This window comes from Promicromonospora vindobonensis (genome assembly GCF_042685865.1).
Classification (GTDB): domain Bacteria; phylum Actinomycetota; class Actinomycetes; order Actinomycetales; family Cellulomonadaceae; genus Promicromonospora; species Promicromonospora vindobonensis.
Genome location: NZ_JBHUOG010000001.1, coordinates 1809968 through 1825763, shown reverse-complemented (window position 1 = coordinate 1825763; position 15796 = coordinate 1809968). Strand labels below are relative to the sequence as shown.

Annotated in this window: 13 protein-coding genes and 1 riboswitch; of the genes, 5 read left to right on the top strand and 8 right to left on the bottom strand. The window is 70.3% G+C overall.

The window, feature by feature from the left end; all coding sequences use genetic code 11:
* The first annotated feature begins 142 nt into the window (after nucleotides 1–142).
* The gene (locus tag ACFS27_RS08235) at nucleotides 143–2233 is read left to right on the top strand and encodes an acyltransferase family protein (protein ID WP_377181815.1); all 2091 of its coding nucleotides are present in this window, start codon (nucleotides 143–145) and stop codon (nucleotides 2231–2233) included.
* 19 nt (nucleotides 2234–2252) lie between these two features.
* Nucleotides 2253–3719, top strand: coding sequence for an NCS2 family permease (locus tag ACFS27_RS08230; RefSeq protein ID WP_377181813.1), 1467 nt, complete (start codon nucleotides 2253–2255; stop codon nucleotides 3717–3719).
* A gap of 82 nt (nucleotides 3720–3801) precedes the next feature.
* Here ACFS27_RS08230 and ACFS27_RS08225 read toward each other — a convergent pair whose 3' ends face one another.
* The 5 genes from ACFS27_RS08225 to serC form a co-directional block, all read right to left on the bottom strand.
* Nucleotides 3802–4821, bottom strand: coding sequence for a hypothetical protein (locus tag ACFS27_RS08225; protein WP_377181811.1), 1020 nt, complete (start codon nucleotides 4819–4821; stop codon nucleotides 3802–3804).
* 194 nt (nucleotides 4822–5015) lie between these two features.
* A complete protein-coding gene (locus tag ACFS27_RS08220) occupies nucleotides 5016–6320 on the bottom strand; it encodes an MFS transporter (protein WP_377181808.1) in 1305 nt (434 codons plus the stop codon).
* Entirely contained in the window at nucleotides 6317–6763 is a 447-nt protein-coding gene (locus ACFS27_RS08215; RefSeq protein WP_377181806.1) for a MarR family winged helix-turn-helix transcriptional regulator, read from the bottom strand. Before ACFS27_RS08215 ends, ACFS27_RS08220 begins: the two co-directional genes overlap by 4 nt.
* 116 nt (nucleotides 6764–6879) lie before the next feature.
* Nucleotides 6880–7731 (bottom strand): MHYT domain-containing protein, encoded by an 852-nt coding sequence (locus ACFS27_RS08210; protein ID WP_377181804.1) that lies wholly within the window; start codon nucleotides 7729–7731, stop codon nucleotides 6880–6882.
* A gap of 119 nt (nucleotides 7732–7850) precedes the next feature.
* Nucleotides 7851–8960, bottom strand: a complete 1110-nt coding sequence (gene serC / locus ACFS27_RS08205) for a phosphoserine transaminase (RefSeq protein WP_377181802.1) — start codon at nucleotides 8958–8960, stop codon at nucleotides 7851–7853.
* An 83-nt stretch (nucleotides 8961–9043) separates the two neighbouring features.
* On the opposite strand from serC, the gene ACFS27_RS08200 reads away from it, so the two are divergent.
* From ACFS27_RS08200 to ACFS27_RS08190, 3 genes are all read left to right on the top strand, one after another.
* Nucleotides 9044–9760, top strand: coding sequence for a metal-dependent transcriptional regulator (locus ACFS27_RS08200; protein WP_377181800.1), 717 nt, complete (start codon nucleotides 9044–9046; stop codon nucleotides 9758–9760).
* Between the two features lie 155 nt (nucleotides 9761–9915).
* Nucleotides 9916–10090: riboswitch (cyclic di-AMP (ydaO/yuaA leader) on the top strand.
* A gap of 152 nt (nucleotides 10091–10242) precedes the next feature.
* Nucleotides 10243–10899, top strand: coding sequence for a C40 family peptidase (locus ACFS27_RS08195; protein ID WP_377181798.1), 657 nt, complete (start codon nucleotides 10243–10245; stop codon nucleotides 10897–10899).
* Between the two features lie 161 nt (nucleotides 10900–11060).
* Nucleotides 11061–12041 (top strand): universal stress protein, encoded by a 981-nt coding sequence (locus ACFS27_RS08190; protein ID WP_377181795.1) that lies wholly within the window; start codon nucleotides 11061–11063, stop codon nucleotides 12039–12041.
* 85 nt (nucleotides 12042–12126) lie between these two features.
* Here ACFS27_RS08190 and ACFS27_RS08185 read toward each other — a convergent pair whose 3' ends face one another.
* The 3 genes from ACFS27_RS08185 to ACFS27_RS08175 all read right to left on the bottom strand — a co-directional run bounded on the left by ACFS27_RS08185 (nucleotide 12127) and on the right by ACFS27_RS08175 (nucleotide 15796).
* Entirely contained in the window at nucleotides 12127–13404 is a 1278-nt protein-coding gene (locus ACFS27_RS08185) for an aminotransferase class I/II-fold pyridoxal phosphate-dependent enzyme (RefSeq protein WP_377181793.1), read from the bottom strand.
* A 16-nt stretch (nucleotides 13405–13420) separates the two neighbouring features.
* Entirely contained in the window at nucleotides 13421–14878 is a 1458-nt protein-coding gene (gene rocD / locus ACFS27_RS08180; RefSeq protein ID WP_377181791.1) for an ornithine--oxo-acid transaminase, read from the bottom strand.
* 75 nt (nucleotides 14879–14953) lie between these two features.
* The gene (locus ACFS27_RS08175) at nucleotides 14954–15796 is read right to left on the bottom strand and encodes a hypothetical protein (protein WP_377181788.1); all 843 of its coding nucleotides are present in this window, start codon (nucleotides 15794–15796) and stop codon (nucleotides 14954–14956) included.

The window sequence follows — 15796 nt, the reverse complement described above, 5'->3', positions numbered from 1 at the left end:
CGCCTGGAGCGGAACCGCAGGCTCAGCCGATGACAGCAGAGGCTGACTCTCCTCACACCCTCCCCGAACCCCGGTCAAGCCGACCAGATGTGCCCGTTATGGTGTGAGCCGCGCACCCGTCCGGAACGACCGCAGGAGAAAAATGGCGCAGGCGACGACCACCGCCGTCGACCGATCGACCGGACCGTCGCCAGAGCCCCGCGGCCCCGGTGCTGACGCGGCGCCCACAGCCCCGGGCCCCGGCCATGCGTTCCGTACGGACATCAACGGCCTGCGCGCCATCGCCGTCCTCGCCGTCGTCGTCTACCACGCGGGGATCTCGATCCCCGGGGGATTCACCGGCGTCGACGTCTTCTACGTGATCTCCGGCTACCTCATCAGCTCCCTGCTGCTGCGCGAGGTGGACCGGGCAGGGTCAGTCGACCTCGTCGAGTTCTGGACCCGTCGCATGCGGCGCCTCGTGCCCGCGCTCGCGGTGGTCGTGACCGTCACGATGCTTGCGAGCGTCCTGGTCCTGTCCCCGCTGGTGTGGGGGCGGCTCGCCTGGCACGGCGCATCGGCGATGCTGTTCGTCTCCAACCTGCTGTTCCCGTACCAGGGTCAGGACTACTTCTCCGACTCCGTCACCCCGAGCCCCTACCTGCACACCTGGTCGCTTGGCATCGAGGAGCAGTTCTACATCTTCTGGCCGCTGCTGATCCTGCTCGCGGTCGCGATGGCCCGGCGCACCCGCGTACCGGCCCGCCGCATGCTGCAGGCGCTGTTCGCCGGGACGTTCGTGGTCTCGCTCGCCACCTCCGTCTGGCTGACGGCGACCGCACCCGACTGGGCGTTCTACGTGCTACCCACCCGTGCCTGGGAGTTCGCGGGCGCCGCGCTGATCGCGACACTGCCGTGGGGCCGGCTCGCCGAGCAGTCCCGGCTGCGCCCGGCGCTGCTCCGCGCGCTGCTCGGTACCGCGGGGTTCGTGCTGCTGGCGCTCTCGTTCGCGTTCGTCCGCGAGACCGACCCCTTCCCCGGCAGCGTCGCGCTCCTGCCCGTCGGGGGCGCGTTGCTCGTGCTGGCCGCCGGCAGCATCCCGACGTCGAGCACCTGGGTGGACCGCGTGCTCGACCTGCCGGTGCTGCAGCGGATCGGCGACGTCTCCTACTCCTGGTACCTGTGGCACTGGCCCTTCGTGGTGCTCACCACCGCCGCGGTCCAGAACGACGCGACCTGGATCAAGGTGCTCGCCACGCTCGCCGCACTCGGCGCCGCCGTCGCCACCTATCGCTGGGTCGAGAACCCCATCCGGTTCAGCGGGGCCATGAAGTCGTGGCGTCGCACCGCCGCCATCACCGTCGCGATCGGGCTCACCGTCGGCGCCGTGACGATCGGCACCCGGGTGGCGACCGGAGCCGTGCTGGAGCGCGAGCCGTACGCCACGGCAGTCGAGGCGGGTACCGAACCCGAGCCGTACGAGTGCGCCGGGACCACCGAGACGGCGTCGGGCACCGAGGTGTGCCTCCTCGGCGACCTCTCCGGTAGCGCCACCGTGCTGCTCCTCGGCGACTCCCACGCCATGCACTGGATCCCGGCGTTCGACGCCGCGGCGAGCGACGCCGGCCTGCGGCTCGCCGTCCGCTGGCGGCACGGCTGCCCGGCAGCCCCTGTCGACGTGGAACAGCCCGCAGAACGCGGGCCGTGCACCGACTTCCAGGTCGAGTCCCTGCGAGCCGTCGAGGAGCTGCAGCCCGACGTCGTCGTCGTCAGCCAGGCGCAGATCTACGAGGACCGCATGCAGCACGCCGACGGCACCCGCATGACCGAGGGCGAGGCGCGCGGCGCCTGGGCGAGCGCGAACGACGAGCTGTTCGGACACCTCACCTCCGTGACACCCGCCGTCGTGGCTGTCAAGGACAACCCACAGCTCGACGTCGACCCGCTCGAATGCCTCACCAGGCCACTGTCCGGACTCGGCGACTGCAGCATGTCGCGCGCGGACGCCGAGGCGTCCAACGGTGACCTCCCCCGAATCAGCGCCGAGATCTGGACCAAGTACGGTGTCCCCACCTGGGACGGAGTCTGGTCGGAGACGTGCGACGCGCAGAACTGCGGCGTCGGCGACACCGACCACCCCGTCTACCGGGACTATCACCACCTCAGCGTCGAATACGTGCTGACCCGGGTGCGGTCCGTGGAGCAGATGCTCCAGGCCGCGGCCCGCGGCACGTCGGCAAGCGACATCGGGTAACGAAGGGGAACATCGGACCATGGCTCACGACCAGGCCCAGGCGCGTGGCGCCATCGACCGGTTCTTCAAGATCAGCGAACGCGGATCCACGGTGTGGACGGAGGTGCGCGGCGGGCTCGTCACCTTCTTCACGATGAGCTACATCGTGGTGCTCAACCCGCTCATCCTCGGCAACGTGGCCGACGGGACCGGACAGTTCCTCGGGGGTGGCGACATCGAGGGCGGCGGCCTGGCCGCGATCGCCGCTGCCACCGCTCTGGTGGCGGGAATCATGTCGATCCTCATGGGGGTCGTCGCGAACTTCCCGATGGCGCTCGCGGCGGGGCTGGGCCTGAACGCCGTCGTCGCCTTCTCCGTCGCCGCGCTACCCGGCATGACCTGGGCCGACGCGATGGGCATCGTGGTGCTCGAGGGTCTCGTCATCCTCGTCCTGGTCGTGACCGGCTTCCGGGAGGCGGTGTTCCGCGCCGTGCCGCGCGAGCTCAAGGTCGCGATCAGCGTGGGCATCGGCCTGTTCATCGCGTTCATCGGCGTGTTCGACGCAGGCTTCGTGCGCATCCCGGCGTCCCTGACGACCCCGACGGAGCTCGGCATGGGCGGGTCGGTGGGCGCCTGGCCGCTGTTCGTGTTCGCGTTCGGGCTGCTGCTCGCCGCCGTGCTGATGGTGCGCAAGGTGCGGGGCGGCATCCTCATCGCGATCATCGCGTCGACGGTGCTCGCGCTGATCGTCGAGGCGGTCGGCGCCATCGGCGAGCGGACCGAGGACAACCCGGGCGGCTGGGCGCTCAACGTCCCGGCGCTGCCGGACTCGGTGGTCGCGCTGCCCGACTTCTCGCTCATCGGCGAGTTCTCGCTGCTCGGGTCGTTCGCGGCGATCGGCCCCGTCGCCGTGATCCTGCTGGTGTTCACGCTGCTCATCGCCGACTTCTTCGACACGATGGGCACGATGGTCGCCATCGGCGGCGAGGCAGGGCTGCTCGACGAGAAGGGCAACCCTCCGCGCACCACCCGGATCCTGGTCGTCGACTCGCTGGCCGCGGTGTCGGGTGGCGCCGGGTCGGTGTCCTCGAACACCGCCTACGTCGAGTCGGCGTCCGGTGTGGGCGACGGTGCGAGGACCGGGCTCGCCGCAGTGACCACTGGTGTGGCGTTCCTGCTGGCCACGTTCCTGTCGCCGCTCGTGGAGGTGGTGCCGCACGAGGCGGCCACGCCCGCGCTCGTGGTGGTCGGGTTCCTCATGGTGGTCCAGGTCACGGGCATCGACTGGACGGACCTCGAGGTCGGCATCCCCGCGTTCCTCACGATGATCCTCATGCCGTTCGCGTACTCGATCACCGTCGGTATCGGCGCCGGGGTGATCTCGTTCGTGCTGCTCAAGATCGCCGTGGGCAAGACCCGCAAGGTGCACCCGCTGCTGTGGGTGGCGGCGGCGCTGTTCGTCGTCTACTTCCTGCTGGGCCCGATCCGCACGGCGGTAGGCATCTAGCCGGGGCTGGGCCGGCGGGCATTGAAGGGTGCGGCGTTGTACCCAGTGATTCGGCCCGAACTCAGCGCGAGTTCGGGCCGAATCACTGGGTACGCGCGGGAGAACCCAGCTCGATGCGGGTGCCAGCGCCCTTGTAGCGGCCGGGCTGCCACCCGTGGGCGGCAAGTACCTTGGCGATCTCTGCGCCGACGCCGCCGGGCTTGTCGTTGTCGGCAGGCTTGAAACGCAACATGATCACCTGCCCGGACGCCAGGAGCTGGTTCTGCCGTGGAGCGTCGCGGACCAGCGCCTGCGGCGAGCTGTGCGGGCCGACGCCGTCGATCTCGACGACGAGCCATCGCCCGTCAGGCAGCCGCCAGATGAAGTCGACACGGGCCACGACCTTGCCGTCCATCACGATCAGGGCCTGGATGTCGTCCGGCGGCACCTCGTTGTCATGACACGACAACCGGGCGAACGACTCGGCAGGTGACTCCGAGCGTGTGACGACCAGACCGAACAGCTCATGGAGCATGGCGGCACCGTGTCGGCATCGGACCAGGTCGTGGAGCGCGGCGAGTTCGATCGGGCTGAACCCGTGCCACCGCGCGAGGTCATCGAGCACGGCGAGGGCGTTCTGGCGCGGGAGCTTGGTAATCGCTTGCGCTGCGGCGTGGTCGATCCGGGCGACCGTGCGGTCGCCGATCGTCACCGTGGGGAACGGTGAGTAGTCGACGACGGCGACGCCGTGGCGGCGCCTTCGCGGCGAACGGTCCTGACGTGCCACCTCGAGCGGGAAGTCGCGGGGCAGACCGGACACACCGTGCAGCACGAGCGCGCAGCCACCGGTCGCTATGGCGTCCGGACCGTGCAGCAGCAGGGCGAACCAGGTGCGCCACCGCGCGACGTGACCGAACCAGTCGGCCCTGACCCTGTGAGCGAGCGGCACGGGATCGGTGTCATAGACGCCCCGCGCCGGGCTGGTCCAGCGAAGCTGCTTGACCATGCGGCGCCGAACCTCACGTCCGATGCCGAGCTCCTCGCACTGGAGCGTGGACAGGAGCCCGGCCTGTCGCCGGAGGAGCGGCTCTGCCGCGCGGGGCATCGTGAAAGTCTTTGGCATGGAGACCACTCCAGCACCGCCGGCCCGACCGGGCGGGCCGGTCGGCGGCCACCTGTGCACAACTCCCGACCGACCTGCCCTGTGGTCGCGCTCGGCAGCCCGGAAGTGCGCCTCTACCCAGCGGTTAGGCCCGAACTCAGCGCGAGTTCGGGCCTAATCACTGGGTAGAGGCACTGGGTAGGCACCGAGCGCGGTCAGGCAGCCAGCGCCTGCTTTTCCGTGTCCGTCGTCAGGCCCGGGTAGTACACCTGGAGGTACGGGCGGGGGATGCGGTGCGAGCGCGAGAGCCGGGCGCGTACCCGCACGTGCCAGGTCTTGGCGGCCCACACTGCCGCGATCACAGCCACCAGCAGGGTCGCCACCGCACCGATCAGCACGGCGTACCGCGGTCCGAACGTCTCGCCGATCCAGCCCACCACCGGCGAACCGAGGGGCGTGGTGCCGAGCAGCACCATCACGTAGATCGACATGACGCGGCCGCGCAGCTCCGGGGCCACGGACAGCTGGATGGCGGCGTTCGCCGAGGTCAGCATGGTCAGGGACGCGAAACCGACGGGGATGCACATCAGCAGGTACCCGAGGTAGGTCGGCATGACCGCCTGGATCCCCATGGAGATCGCGAACGCGAACGCGGCGCCGAGCACGAGCCGTACCCGTGGTCGTTCGCGCCGTGCGGCCAGGAGCGCCCCGGCGAGCGAACCGATGGCCAGCACGGACCCGAGGATGCCGTACTCGCCGGCACCCCGGCCGAACTCGACGCGCGCCATCATGGCCGACGTCAGCTGGAAGTTCAGGCCGAACGCCGAGACCACACCCATCACGACCAGGATCACGACGATGTCGCTGCGGCCGCGGATGTAAGCGAGGCCCTCACGGATCTGCCCCTTGGCGCGCGAGGCGATCGGCAGGGGGTGGAGGTCACGCATCCGGGCGAGCGAGATGATGACGGCGCCGAACGCGATGCCGTTGATGATGAACACCCATCCGGTGCCGACGGCCGCGATGAGCAGGCCCGCGACACCGGGACCGATGAGCCGCGCGGCGTTGAAGTTCGTCGAGTTGAGGCCGACGGCGTTCGCGAGCCGTGCGGTCGGCACGAGCTGGGCGACGAAGGTCTGGCGCACCGGACCGTCGATGGCGCTCACCACGCCGAGGAGGGTCGCGAACACGTACACGTGCCACAGCTCGGCCGCGCCGGACAGCACCAGCACACCGAGCCCGAGGCCCAGCACGCCCATGCCGCCCTGCGTGATCATCAGGAGCTTGCGGCGGTCGACACGGTCAGCGAGGAGGCCCGCCCAGGCGGACAGGAAGATGTGCGGGATGAACTGAAGTGCGGTGACGATACCCACGGCGACGCCGGAGTTGTTCGTGAGAAGGGTCAGGACGACCCAGTCCTGGGCGACGCGCTGCATCCAGGTGCCGATGTTGGCGACGAGAGCGCTGGCGAACCAGAGGCGATAGTTGCGGTACTTCAGGCTGGCGAAAGTTGCGCTCATCGAGCGGCGATCCGGATCAGGAGCTCGCTGGCTCCTGCAAGGATCTCTCTCTCCTCTCCGGTCAGGGTGGACAGTTGCTTGGTGAGCCAGGCGTCGCGGCGACGCCGGGTCTCGGCGACCTCGCGCGATCCCGCGGCGGTGAGACGGACGACCACCTGACGGCGATCCGTCGCGTGCTCCACCTTCTCGACGAGGCCGAGCTCCGTCAGGGTGTTCACGGCGCGAGTCATCGAGGGTGGCCTGACGCGCTCGTGCTCGGCGAGGGAACCTGGGGACATCTCGCCGTGCTTGTGCAGCACCGTCAGGATCCCGAACTGGCCCTCGGGGAGGTCGGCCTCGCCGCGTTCGGCACGCAGGCGGCGGGAGACTCGGGTCAGGGCGACACGGAGGTCGCCTCCGACAGTGGCCGGGCTTCGACTGGATCTGCGGGAGCTCGACACCACGCCAGTCTAGATCATTAGCCTTGCTAACGGTACGTGGGTGTGGTCACACGGCGGAGCGCCGGAGCGCCCGCCCCCTCGAGGGGGACGGGCGCTCCGTGGTCGCTGCCTGGCGCGGGTCAGCGCGCGCGATGCGTCTGCGCGAACTGCGCGGGGCCTGGCTGCGGTTCCTGCTGGACGTTCTCGAACTGTCGACCCTGCTCGCTGTGCGCCTTGAGCCGGTTCTCGAACTCGGCCTGCGTGCGCAGCTCGTCCTCGGTGGGCCAGAGGCCGATCCCGAGGATGAGCAGGAACGTCACGACGCTCACCGCCATGACGAGCGGCACGAGCAGCTGCATCGTCGAGGCGCCGGCGGGGACGCTGTCGATCGGGTTGATCACGGAGACGCCGGCCATGCCGGTGTAGTGCATGCCGGTCACGGCGAGCCCCATCACCAGAGTGGCGACGATCGTCGCGAGCGTGCCGCGGATGTGCACGGTGCACCAGAGTGCCGCCGTGGCCGCGACGACCGCGATGACTATCGAGGCGACGACGTAGGCCGGGTTGTAGACGACCTCCGCCGACATCTGCATCGCTTCCATGCCCATGTAGTGCATGGCCGCGACGCCGGCGCCCGCGAGGGCGCCACCGACGAGCATCGCCGGCAGCTTTCGCTTGCCCAGCTCTGTGATGAACAGGCCCGCACCGACCACGACGATTGCGATCGCCGCGCTCAGGAGGGTCTGAGGGATGTCATATCTGATGGTCACGCCTGAGGCGGAGAAGCCCAGCATGGCGACGAAGTGCATCACCCAGATGCCGGTGCCGCCGAGGGCGATGGCGCCGAACACGAGCCACGCCGCACGGGTTCCGCCCGAAGCCGCTCGGGCTCGGGAAGTGCACGCGAGGCCCGTTGCTGCGCCGGTACACGAGATCGCGTACGCCAGCAACGGCGTCACGATCCCGAAGGTGAAGTGGTCGATCACTGGCATGGTGTTTGAACAGCCCCTTGAATGGTTCCCTCTGTTGCGGAAACGTTACAGAGTCCCTGTGCCTCGGACAATAGGCAGAACCCGCCGTCCAAGGGATATTGCGGACGTGATCACGCTGGTCAGACGGTTGTGACGAGGTAGTCGACGCACGCGGTGAGTGCAGCGACGTCGTCGGGGTCGATCGCCGGGTACATCCCGACGCGGAGCTGGTTGCGCCCAAGCTTCCGGTACGCGAACACGTCATGCACGCCGTTGGCCTCCAGGTCGGCGAGCACGCGCTCGACGTCGATCTCCGGGGCGAGGTCGATGGTGCCGACCACCGGCGAGCGCTCCTCGGGGCGCGCGACGAACGGGGTCGCCCAGTCCCGGGCCTCCGCCCAGGAGTAGAGGATCTCGGCCGACGTCGCGCAGCGCTTCGCCGACCACTCGAGCCCGCCCTGGTCCAGCAGCCACTCGACCTGGTCGGCCAGCAGGAGCAGCGTCGCCACGGCGGGCGTGTTGAGCGTCTGGTCCTGGCGCGAGTTAGCGACGGCCGTCGTGAGCGACAGGAACTCCGGCACCCAGCGACCGGAGCCCTCGATCCGCGCGGCGCGCTCGACGGCGGCGGGGGACAGCACGGCGAGCCACAGCCCGCCGTCGGCCGCGAACGCCTTCTGCGGGGCGAAGTAATAGGCGTCGGTCTGGCTGAGGTCCACGGGCAGGGCGCCCGCTCCGGACGTCGCGTCCGTGAGCACGATGGCGCCGTCGGGTCCCGTCGGGCGCCGGACGGGGGCGACCGCCCCGGTGGAGGTCTCGTTGTGCGGGGTGGCGTAGGTGTCGACGTCGTCGGCCGCCTCGAGGTAGGCCACCGAGCCCGGCTCCGCCGAGATCACCTGGGAGGGCTCGAGGAACGGGGCGCGCTCCGTTGCGGTGGCGAACTTGCCGCCGAACTCGCCGAAGGCGGCGTGCTGGGCCTTGCGCTCCACGAGGCACAGGGTGGCGACGTCCCAGAACGCGGTGGAGCCGCCGTTGCCGAGCGCCACCTCGTATCCGGCGGGCGCGCCCAGCAGCTCCGTGACACCCTCACGAATGCGGTGCACCAGGTCCTTCACGGGCGCCCGCCGATGTGACGTACCGAGCACGTGCGCGTTCGCCACGAGATGATCGACCTGGCCCGGGCGCACCTTGGAGGGGCCGGAGCCGAAACGGCCGTCGGTGGGCAGCAGCTGTGTCGGGATAGTCAGTGGCACAGAACTAGACTAGAACCTGGGCCGACGCCCGGGCCGCACGTGTCCAGGGCGACCGGGCGGCTGTGCGCATGACGGGAGCTGACGTGACGGATCTGATCGACACCACCGAGATGTACCTCAAGACGATCTACGAGCTCGACGAAGAGGGCATCACGCCCCTGCGCGCGCGCATCGCGGAACGCCTGGGGCATTCCGGTCCGACGGTGTCCCAGACCGTCGCACGCATGGAGCGCGACGGGCTCGTGATCGTGACGGGAGACCGGCACCTCGAGCTCACGGAGCTGGGCCAGGACAAGGCGATGCGCGTCATGCGCAAGCACCGGCTCGCCGAGCGCCTGCTGACCGACGTCATCAAGCTCGACTGGGAGCACGTGCACGTCGAGGCCTGCCGGTGGGAGCACGTCATGAGCGACCTCGTGGAGAAGCGCCTCGTCGGCCTGCTCGACCACCCGCACCACGACCCGTACGGCAACCCGATCCCCGGCCTCTCGGAGCTCGGCGAGGCGTACACGGACGTGCCGTTCCTGACCGGCGTGATCTCGCTGCCGTCCGCGTTCGAGGCTGCGGCGAAGAAGGGTGTCAAGGGCGAACCGCTCGCGGCGTCCCTCACCCGCATCGCGGAGCCGCTGCAGACGGACGTCGAGCTGCTCGCCCGCCTGTCCGACGCCGGCCTGGTGCCGGGCTCCCGCATCACCGCCGAGCACAACGACGGCACCTACACGGTGGCGGTCGACGGCGCGGGCACGGCGCTCGAGCTCGGGGAAGACCTGGCTCGCCACCTCTTCGTCGCGACGGCCTGAGCGAACGCCGGCTTGTCCGCTTTGTCGGAAACGCGGCGCCCAAGGTAGGACACGTCGTGGCATTCGTTGCCGGAACGTGACATTGAGGGTGAGGTCCGGTACGTTCAGACCGCTCCCACGGAGTTATTCGTGGGGGTCCTCGGACGGACGCCGAACTCTGTCACCGGCCGAGGCCCCAAGACGACCGCATGACAGAGGCGGGGGACCCACCAACGGGCGCCAGGGTGCGTCCTCGGGGTGAAGCCGGGTATTCCTTCGGGATGCACGGCCGGGTGATTTCTCCCACCCGAACCCGACAGCTGACCTCGAAGGCGTACAAGGAGAGGTAATACGTGACTGCACGTACGACTCGCGCTCGCCATCGGGCTGCGCGACGACCAGTAACTCCCCTCAGTGAATTCGCTCAGAACGCCGCAGTGGGTCGCCGTACCGCGGTTGCCGCCGCCGGTGGCGCGCTTCTCGTCTCGACCTTCGGTGGAGCGATGGCCGCACAGGCCGCGCCCGTCGAGGCCGGCCACGCGAAGATGAACTCGGTCGACCTCAACGCGCTGACGTCGCAGGCTCGCGAGGCGCTGAGCAACGCCCCCGTCGTGACCGTCGCACCTGACGCAGAGCTCACCGTCGAGAAGGCCGCGGTCTCCGTGGTCTCCGCCGCCGAGAACGAGGACTACCAGGCGGAGCTCGCCGCTGCTGAGGCCGCTGAGGCTGCTGAGGCCGCCGCCGCCGAAGCTGCGGAGGCCGCCGAGGCCGCTGCTGCCACCACCGTCAGCACGGCCGCCGCCTCGGTGGACGTTCCTGCTTCGGCGATCGGCAACTCCGTGATCTCCATCGCGAGCCGCTACGTGGGTGTCCCGTACGTCTCTGGCGGTGGCTCGCCGAGCGGCTTCGACTGCTCCGGCTTCACCGCGTACGTCTACGGCCAGCTCGGCATCAGCCTGCCGCACTCGTCGTCGGCGCAGCCGGGCTACGGCACCCAGGTGCCCGCGTCCGAGGCGCAGCCGGGCGACCTGATGTGGACCCCCGGACACGTCTCGATCTATGCCGGTGGCAACACCATGATCGACGCGTCCAAGCCGGGCACCGTGGTCGACTTCCGCACCATCTGGCAGTCGAACCCCACGTTCATCCGTATGGGCTGATCTCAGCCAGGTACGACCCACAGCAGAGCGCCTGCCCGATGATCGGGCAGGCGCTCTTCTTTGCCCGTCTTTCTGTACTCTTTGGCCTTCGGATACCCACAACGCCCCCGCCGCCGGTAGCGTTGGAGTGCAATGGTGCTTGGGCGAAGAAAGGGCTGGCGATGACGCGATCCGAGGTCGTACTGGTCGGTGTGGACGGATCGGCCGCCAGTCTGCACGCGCTGGACTGGGCGACCGCCTACGCGCACCGCGTGGGCTGGTCGCTGCACATCGTGTGCAGCTATTCCTTGCCGTCGTTCACCGCGGCCTCGCTCGACGGCGGGTACGCCGCGCTCGACGACACCACCATCCAGGAGGGTGCCAAGTCGGTCCTCGCCGAGGCGGAGGCCCGCGTGGCCGACGCCGGGGTGCGTGCCACCACCGAGGTCGCCACCGGTGACGCGGCGGGCGTGCTCGTGGAGCTGTCCGCCGACTACGGCCTTGCCGTCGTCGGTACGCGCGGCCGGGGCGGGTTCACCGAGCGGCTGCTGGGCACGGTGTCGTCGGCGCTCCCCGCGCACGCGCAGTGTCCGGTCGTCGTCGTGCCGCTACGGGCCGAGGCGAACCGGGGCGTCTCCTGGAGCGTGCCGGACGCCGCTCCCGGTGGTGCCGGCGGTTCCGAGACCGCGCCCACCGCGGTTGCGCCAGGGGCGGCCGAGATCCGGGAGGTGCGCCGCATCGTCGTCGGCGTGGACGGGTCACCGCAGGCAGAGCGGGCGCTGCAGCACGCGATCATGCAGGCCAACGCGTGGGGCGCGGAGCTGACCGCCGTCACCGGCGTGCCGGTGGGGAACACCGGGATGCTGGCGTGGCTGCCGTCCACCATCGACCGCGAGCAGGTGCTGGCCGACATCGGGGTAGGCATGGACGTCCTGATCGACCGGTACGAGGCGGAGAATCCCGGCCTACGGATCCGGCGGATCGTGCTGGACGGCACGGGCGCGGAGCTGCTGACGGAGTTCTCCACGGCGTCGGACCTGGTTGTGGTGGGCTCGCGAGGCCGCGGCGGGTTCCGCGGGCTGCTCCTGGGCTCCACCAGCCAGGCCGTGCTGCACCACTCGGCGTGCCCGGTGTTCGTGGTGAACAAGCACTGCACGGACTGACGGCCGGCCACCTGAAGTTTGTCGTGGGCGTGACTTCCTGCCCGTTCTCGGCGCAACGGTCACGCCCACGACAGCGACCGGCTGACTACTTCGCAGCGGCCTCGGCGGCGGCCAGCAGCACGCAGGTGGCCACGCCGTCCATCGCCGTGCGGACCTCGTCCAGCGGGGGCATCGACGGTGCCAGGCGGACGTTCTTGTTCTCGGGGTCCCGGCCGTACGGGTAGGTGGCGCCCGCCGGCGTGAGGGCGATCCCCGCCTCCTTGGCGAGCTGCACCACACGCGACGCGGTACCTGGCGCGACGTCGAGCGAGACGAAGTAGCCGCCCTTCGGCTCGGTCCACGACGCGACGTCGTGCCCGCCGAGGCGCTCGGTCAGGATCTCCACCACTGCCTCGAACTTGGGCGCGAGGATCGCCCGGTGCTTGCGCATGTGCTCGCGCACGCCGTCGGCCGAGCCGAAGAACATCGCGTGCCGCAGGTGGTTGAGCTTGTCGGGGCCGATCGACGCGACAGACAGGTGCTTCTTGTACCAGGCGACGTTGGCCGCCGAGCTTCCGAGGAACGCGACGCCCGAGCCGGCGAACGTGATCTTGGACGTGGACGCGAACAGCAGCACGCGGTCGGGGTTGCCGGCCTCCGCTGCCAGCGCGACGGCGTTCGGGCTGGTCACCTCGTCGTCGGTGAGGTGGTGCACGGCGTACGCGTTGTCCCACAGGATGCGGAAGTCCGGCGCGGCGGCGGGCATCGAGACCAGCGCGCGGGCGACGTCCTCGGTGATGACCGCGCCGTCAGGGTTCGAGTAGGTGGGGACCACCCACATGCCCTTGATCGTCGGGTCTGCCGCGACGAGCGCGGCCACGGCCTCGGCGTCCGGACCGTTCGGCGTCATCGGGACCGGGACCATCTCGATGCCGAAGGCCTCGCAGACCGTGAAGTGGCGGTCGTAGCCCGGCACGGGGCAGATCCAGCGGACCTTCTCCTCGCGCGCCCACGGCTTCGGCGACTCGGGGAACCCGAACAGCTCGGCGTACGCGACGACGTCGTGCATGAGGGTGAGCGACGCGTTGCCACCCGCGAGGAGCTGCTCCACCGGCACGTCGAGCAGCTCGGCGAAGATGCGCCGGACCGCGAGCCCTCCGTCCAGCCCGCCGTAGTTGCGTGCGTCCGTGCCCGTGTCATCGGCGTGCACGCCGATCCCGGGCAGGGCCAGCATGGGCTCGGCGAGGTCGAGCTGCTCGGCCGACGGCTTGCCGCGCGTGAGGTCGAGCTTCAGACCCTTGGCCTGAAGCTCTGCGTAGGCCTGCTGCAGCTCGTGGAGGGCCGGGAGCGTTGCGATGGTGTGGGACGACGTCGTAGTGGTCACCCCTGGAAGCCTACGCTCAGCCGGCGGTCGGTGACAGTTCGGAGCGCTCGTCCCTGCCGTCGGCGGCCCCGCCGCCGGGCGCCCCGGCAGAAGCCGCGTCGTTCGCGGCGTCGGCAGTGTCAGGCTCGCCCGCCACGTCCTCGTCCGCCGTGTCCTCGTCCGCCGTGTCCTCGTCCGCCGTGTCCTCGTCCGCCTGGTCGTGCGCGAGCTCGGCCGTGTCGTCGTGCGCGTCCTCCGGCGCCACGGTCCCAGGACCGGTGTCGCGCAGTGCCACCAGGGACTCCTCGAGGATGTCCAGCGCCATCTCCAGCTCCGGCTGGACTATCGACAGGGGCGGCGACAGGCGGATCGTCTCGGCACGCGTGTCCGTCGCGAGCACGCCGCGCTCGAGGAGCGCCTCGCACAGCTCGCGTCCCGTGCCGAGCTCCGGAGCCAGGTCGATGCCCGCCCACAGGCCCACGGTGCGGGCCTCGGCCAGCAGGCCCTGTGCCACGAGCACGTCGAGCCGTTCGGTGAGCACCTTGCCCGATTCCGCTGCCCGCGCCTGGTACTGCCCGGTCGCGAGCAGGTCGAGCGCCGCGACGGCGACCGCGCACGCCAGCGGGTTCCCGCCGAACGTCGAGCCGTGCGTGCCAGGAGTCAGGACGCCGAGGATCTCCGGCCTGCCGACCACGGCCGACACCGGGACGATCCCGCCGCCCAGCGCTTTGCCCAGGCAGACCAGGTCCGGCCGCACGTCCCAGAGCTCGCACGCGAGCGTGGTGCCGGTGCGACCGAGTCCGGACTGGACCTCGTCGGCGACCAGGGCGATGTCCTGCGTCGTGGTGAGCTCGCGCAGGCCGGGCCAGAACTCGTCCGGCGGCACCAGGACACCGGCCTCGCCCTGCACGGGCTCCATGAGGACCGCCACCGTGGTGTCGTCCACTGCGTCGGCGACCGCGTCCAGGTCGCCGAAGGGTACCTGCCGGAACCCGGGTGCGAAGGGACCGAACCCGGCCCGTGCGGTCGGGTTGTCCGAGAGACCGACGAGCGTGGTGGTGCGGCCGTGGAAGTTGCCGCCCGCGACGATCACCGTCGCCTGGTCCTCTGGCACGCCGCGCACGTCGTAACCCCACTTGCGGACCGCCTTGATCGCGGTCTCAACCGCTTCCGCTCCGGTGTTCATCGGCACCACGAGGCTGTCCTCGCCGCCCGTGGTCAGCGGTCCGACCACCTCGACGAGCCGCTGCGCGAACTCCTCCAGCCGGTCATGGTCGAACGCACGGGACGTGAGGGTGACCTGGCGCAGCTGCGTCAGCGCAGCGGCCACCAGGCCTGGGTGCAGGTGCCCGAAGTTGAGGGCCGAGTATCCCGACAGGAAGTCGAGGAACTCGTTGCCGTCCGTGTCCCACACATGCGTACCTTGTGCCCGCGCGATCGTGATCGGCAGCGGGAGGTACGTCGGGGCGAGTGCGCCGTGCGTCGTGTCCGCCATGACGTGCAGCCTAGGTCGGGACCTGGGATCCCGCCGAGCAGATGTGCGATATCGGCTGCCTGCCCTTCGACCGGCTCAGGACGGTCCCTTCCGGAAGAGGCGACGCCGACGCGCCGGACCAGAACCGCTGCTGTCCTGCTTCTGCTCGATGACGCGGGGAAACTGCTCCGGCGGGGTGCCGAACGCGATGCGCGACTGGGCGATCACGGTGTGGCCGAGGGCGCGCGCGCCGACCCAGCCCACCACCGCGCCGACGCCGAACGGCAGGATGCGGCCCAGCATCAGGCTGCCCTGCTTGGCGATCTGCTTCTGGATGAACCGGTGCGTGAGCGCCTTGTTCACGCGGTGCAGCGTGGTGCGGGGCATGCTCGTCAGCAGCACCTTGCCCCACGCGACACCCGAGCCGCCGATGGCGTTCTCGACGTCCTGGGCGCCCTTGTCGCCGAGCACGGTGGCGAGGAGCAGCGCCCGGCGGCGCGGGATGTCCTGGACGTCGATGCCGTGCACGTCGGCCACGGCGAGGGAGAACGCGGCCGACGAGGCGAAGAACGTCGCCACGTCGCTCGTGGACAGCGCGACGCTCGCCGCGGTGCCGACGGCCGGGATCGCAGCGGCCGCTCCGACGGCGCCACCCGTGGTCTGGATGACCCGCAGGTACTCCTGCTCCAGGAGCCTGATGACCTCGGCGGGGCCCGCGTCGGGGTTGCGCGCACGCACCTTGTCCACATGCCTGTGGATGGTCGCCGACGGGATCGTCACGGCCCGGCCGACGAGGTGGTCGAGCGGGCTCTGCGGCTTGTAGTGGAGCCAGTCCGCTGGCGTGACCTCGACCGAGTTGTCGGGCTTCAGGACGGCGTCGCCAGGGGACGACCGTCCGTTGGACTCGGGCGCCGTCAGCTTCTGCTTGTCGTCGGCCAT

What these genes read in the sequence shown, in the direction of transcription:
- ACFS27_RS08235 (WP_377181815.1), top strand. Translation starts at nt 143, where the DNA reads ATGGCGCAGGCGACGACCACCGCCGTCGACCGATCGACCGGACCGTCG.
- ACFS27_RS08230 (WP_377181813.1), top strand. Translation starts at nt 2,253, where the DNA reads ATGGCTCACGACCAGGCCCAGGCGCGTGGCGCCATCGACCGGTTCTTC.
- ACFS27_RS08225 (WP_377181811.1), bottom strand. Translation starts at nt 4,821, where the DNA reads ATGCCAAAGACTTTCACGATGCCCCGCGCGGCAGAGCCGCTCCTCCGG.
- ACFS27_RS08220 (WP_377181808.1), bottom strand. Translation starts at nt 6,320, where the DNA reads ATGAGCGCAACTTTCGCCAGCCTGAAGTACCGCAACTATCGCCTCTGG.
- ACFS27_RS08210 (WP_377181804.1), bottom strand. Translation starts at nt 7,731, where the DNA reads ATGCCAGTGATCGACCACTTCACCTTCGGGATCGTGACGCCGTTGCTG.
- ACFS27_RS08195 (WP_377181798.1), top strand. Translation starts at nt 10,243, where the DNA reads ATGGCCGCACAGGCCGCGCCCGTCGAGGCCGGCCACGCGAAGATGAAC.
- ACFS27_RS08190 (WP_377181795.1), top strand. Translation starts at nt 11,061, where the DNA reads ATGACGCGATCCGAGGTCGTACTGGTCGGTGTGGACGGATCGGCCGCC.
- rocD (WP_377181791.1), bottom strand. Translation starts at nt 14,878, where the DNA reads ATGGCGGACACGACGCACGGCGCACTCGCCCCGACGTACCTCCCGCTG.
- ACFS27_RS08175 (WP_377181788.1), bottom strand. Translation starts at nt 15,796, where the DNA reads ATGGCCGACGACAAGCAGAAGCTGACGGCGCCCGAGTCCAACGGACGG.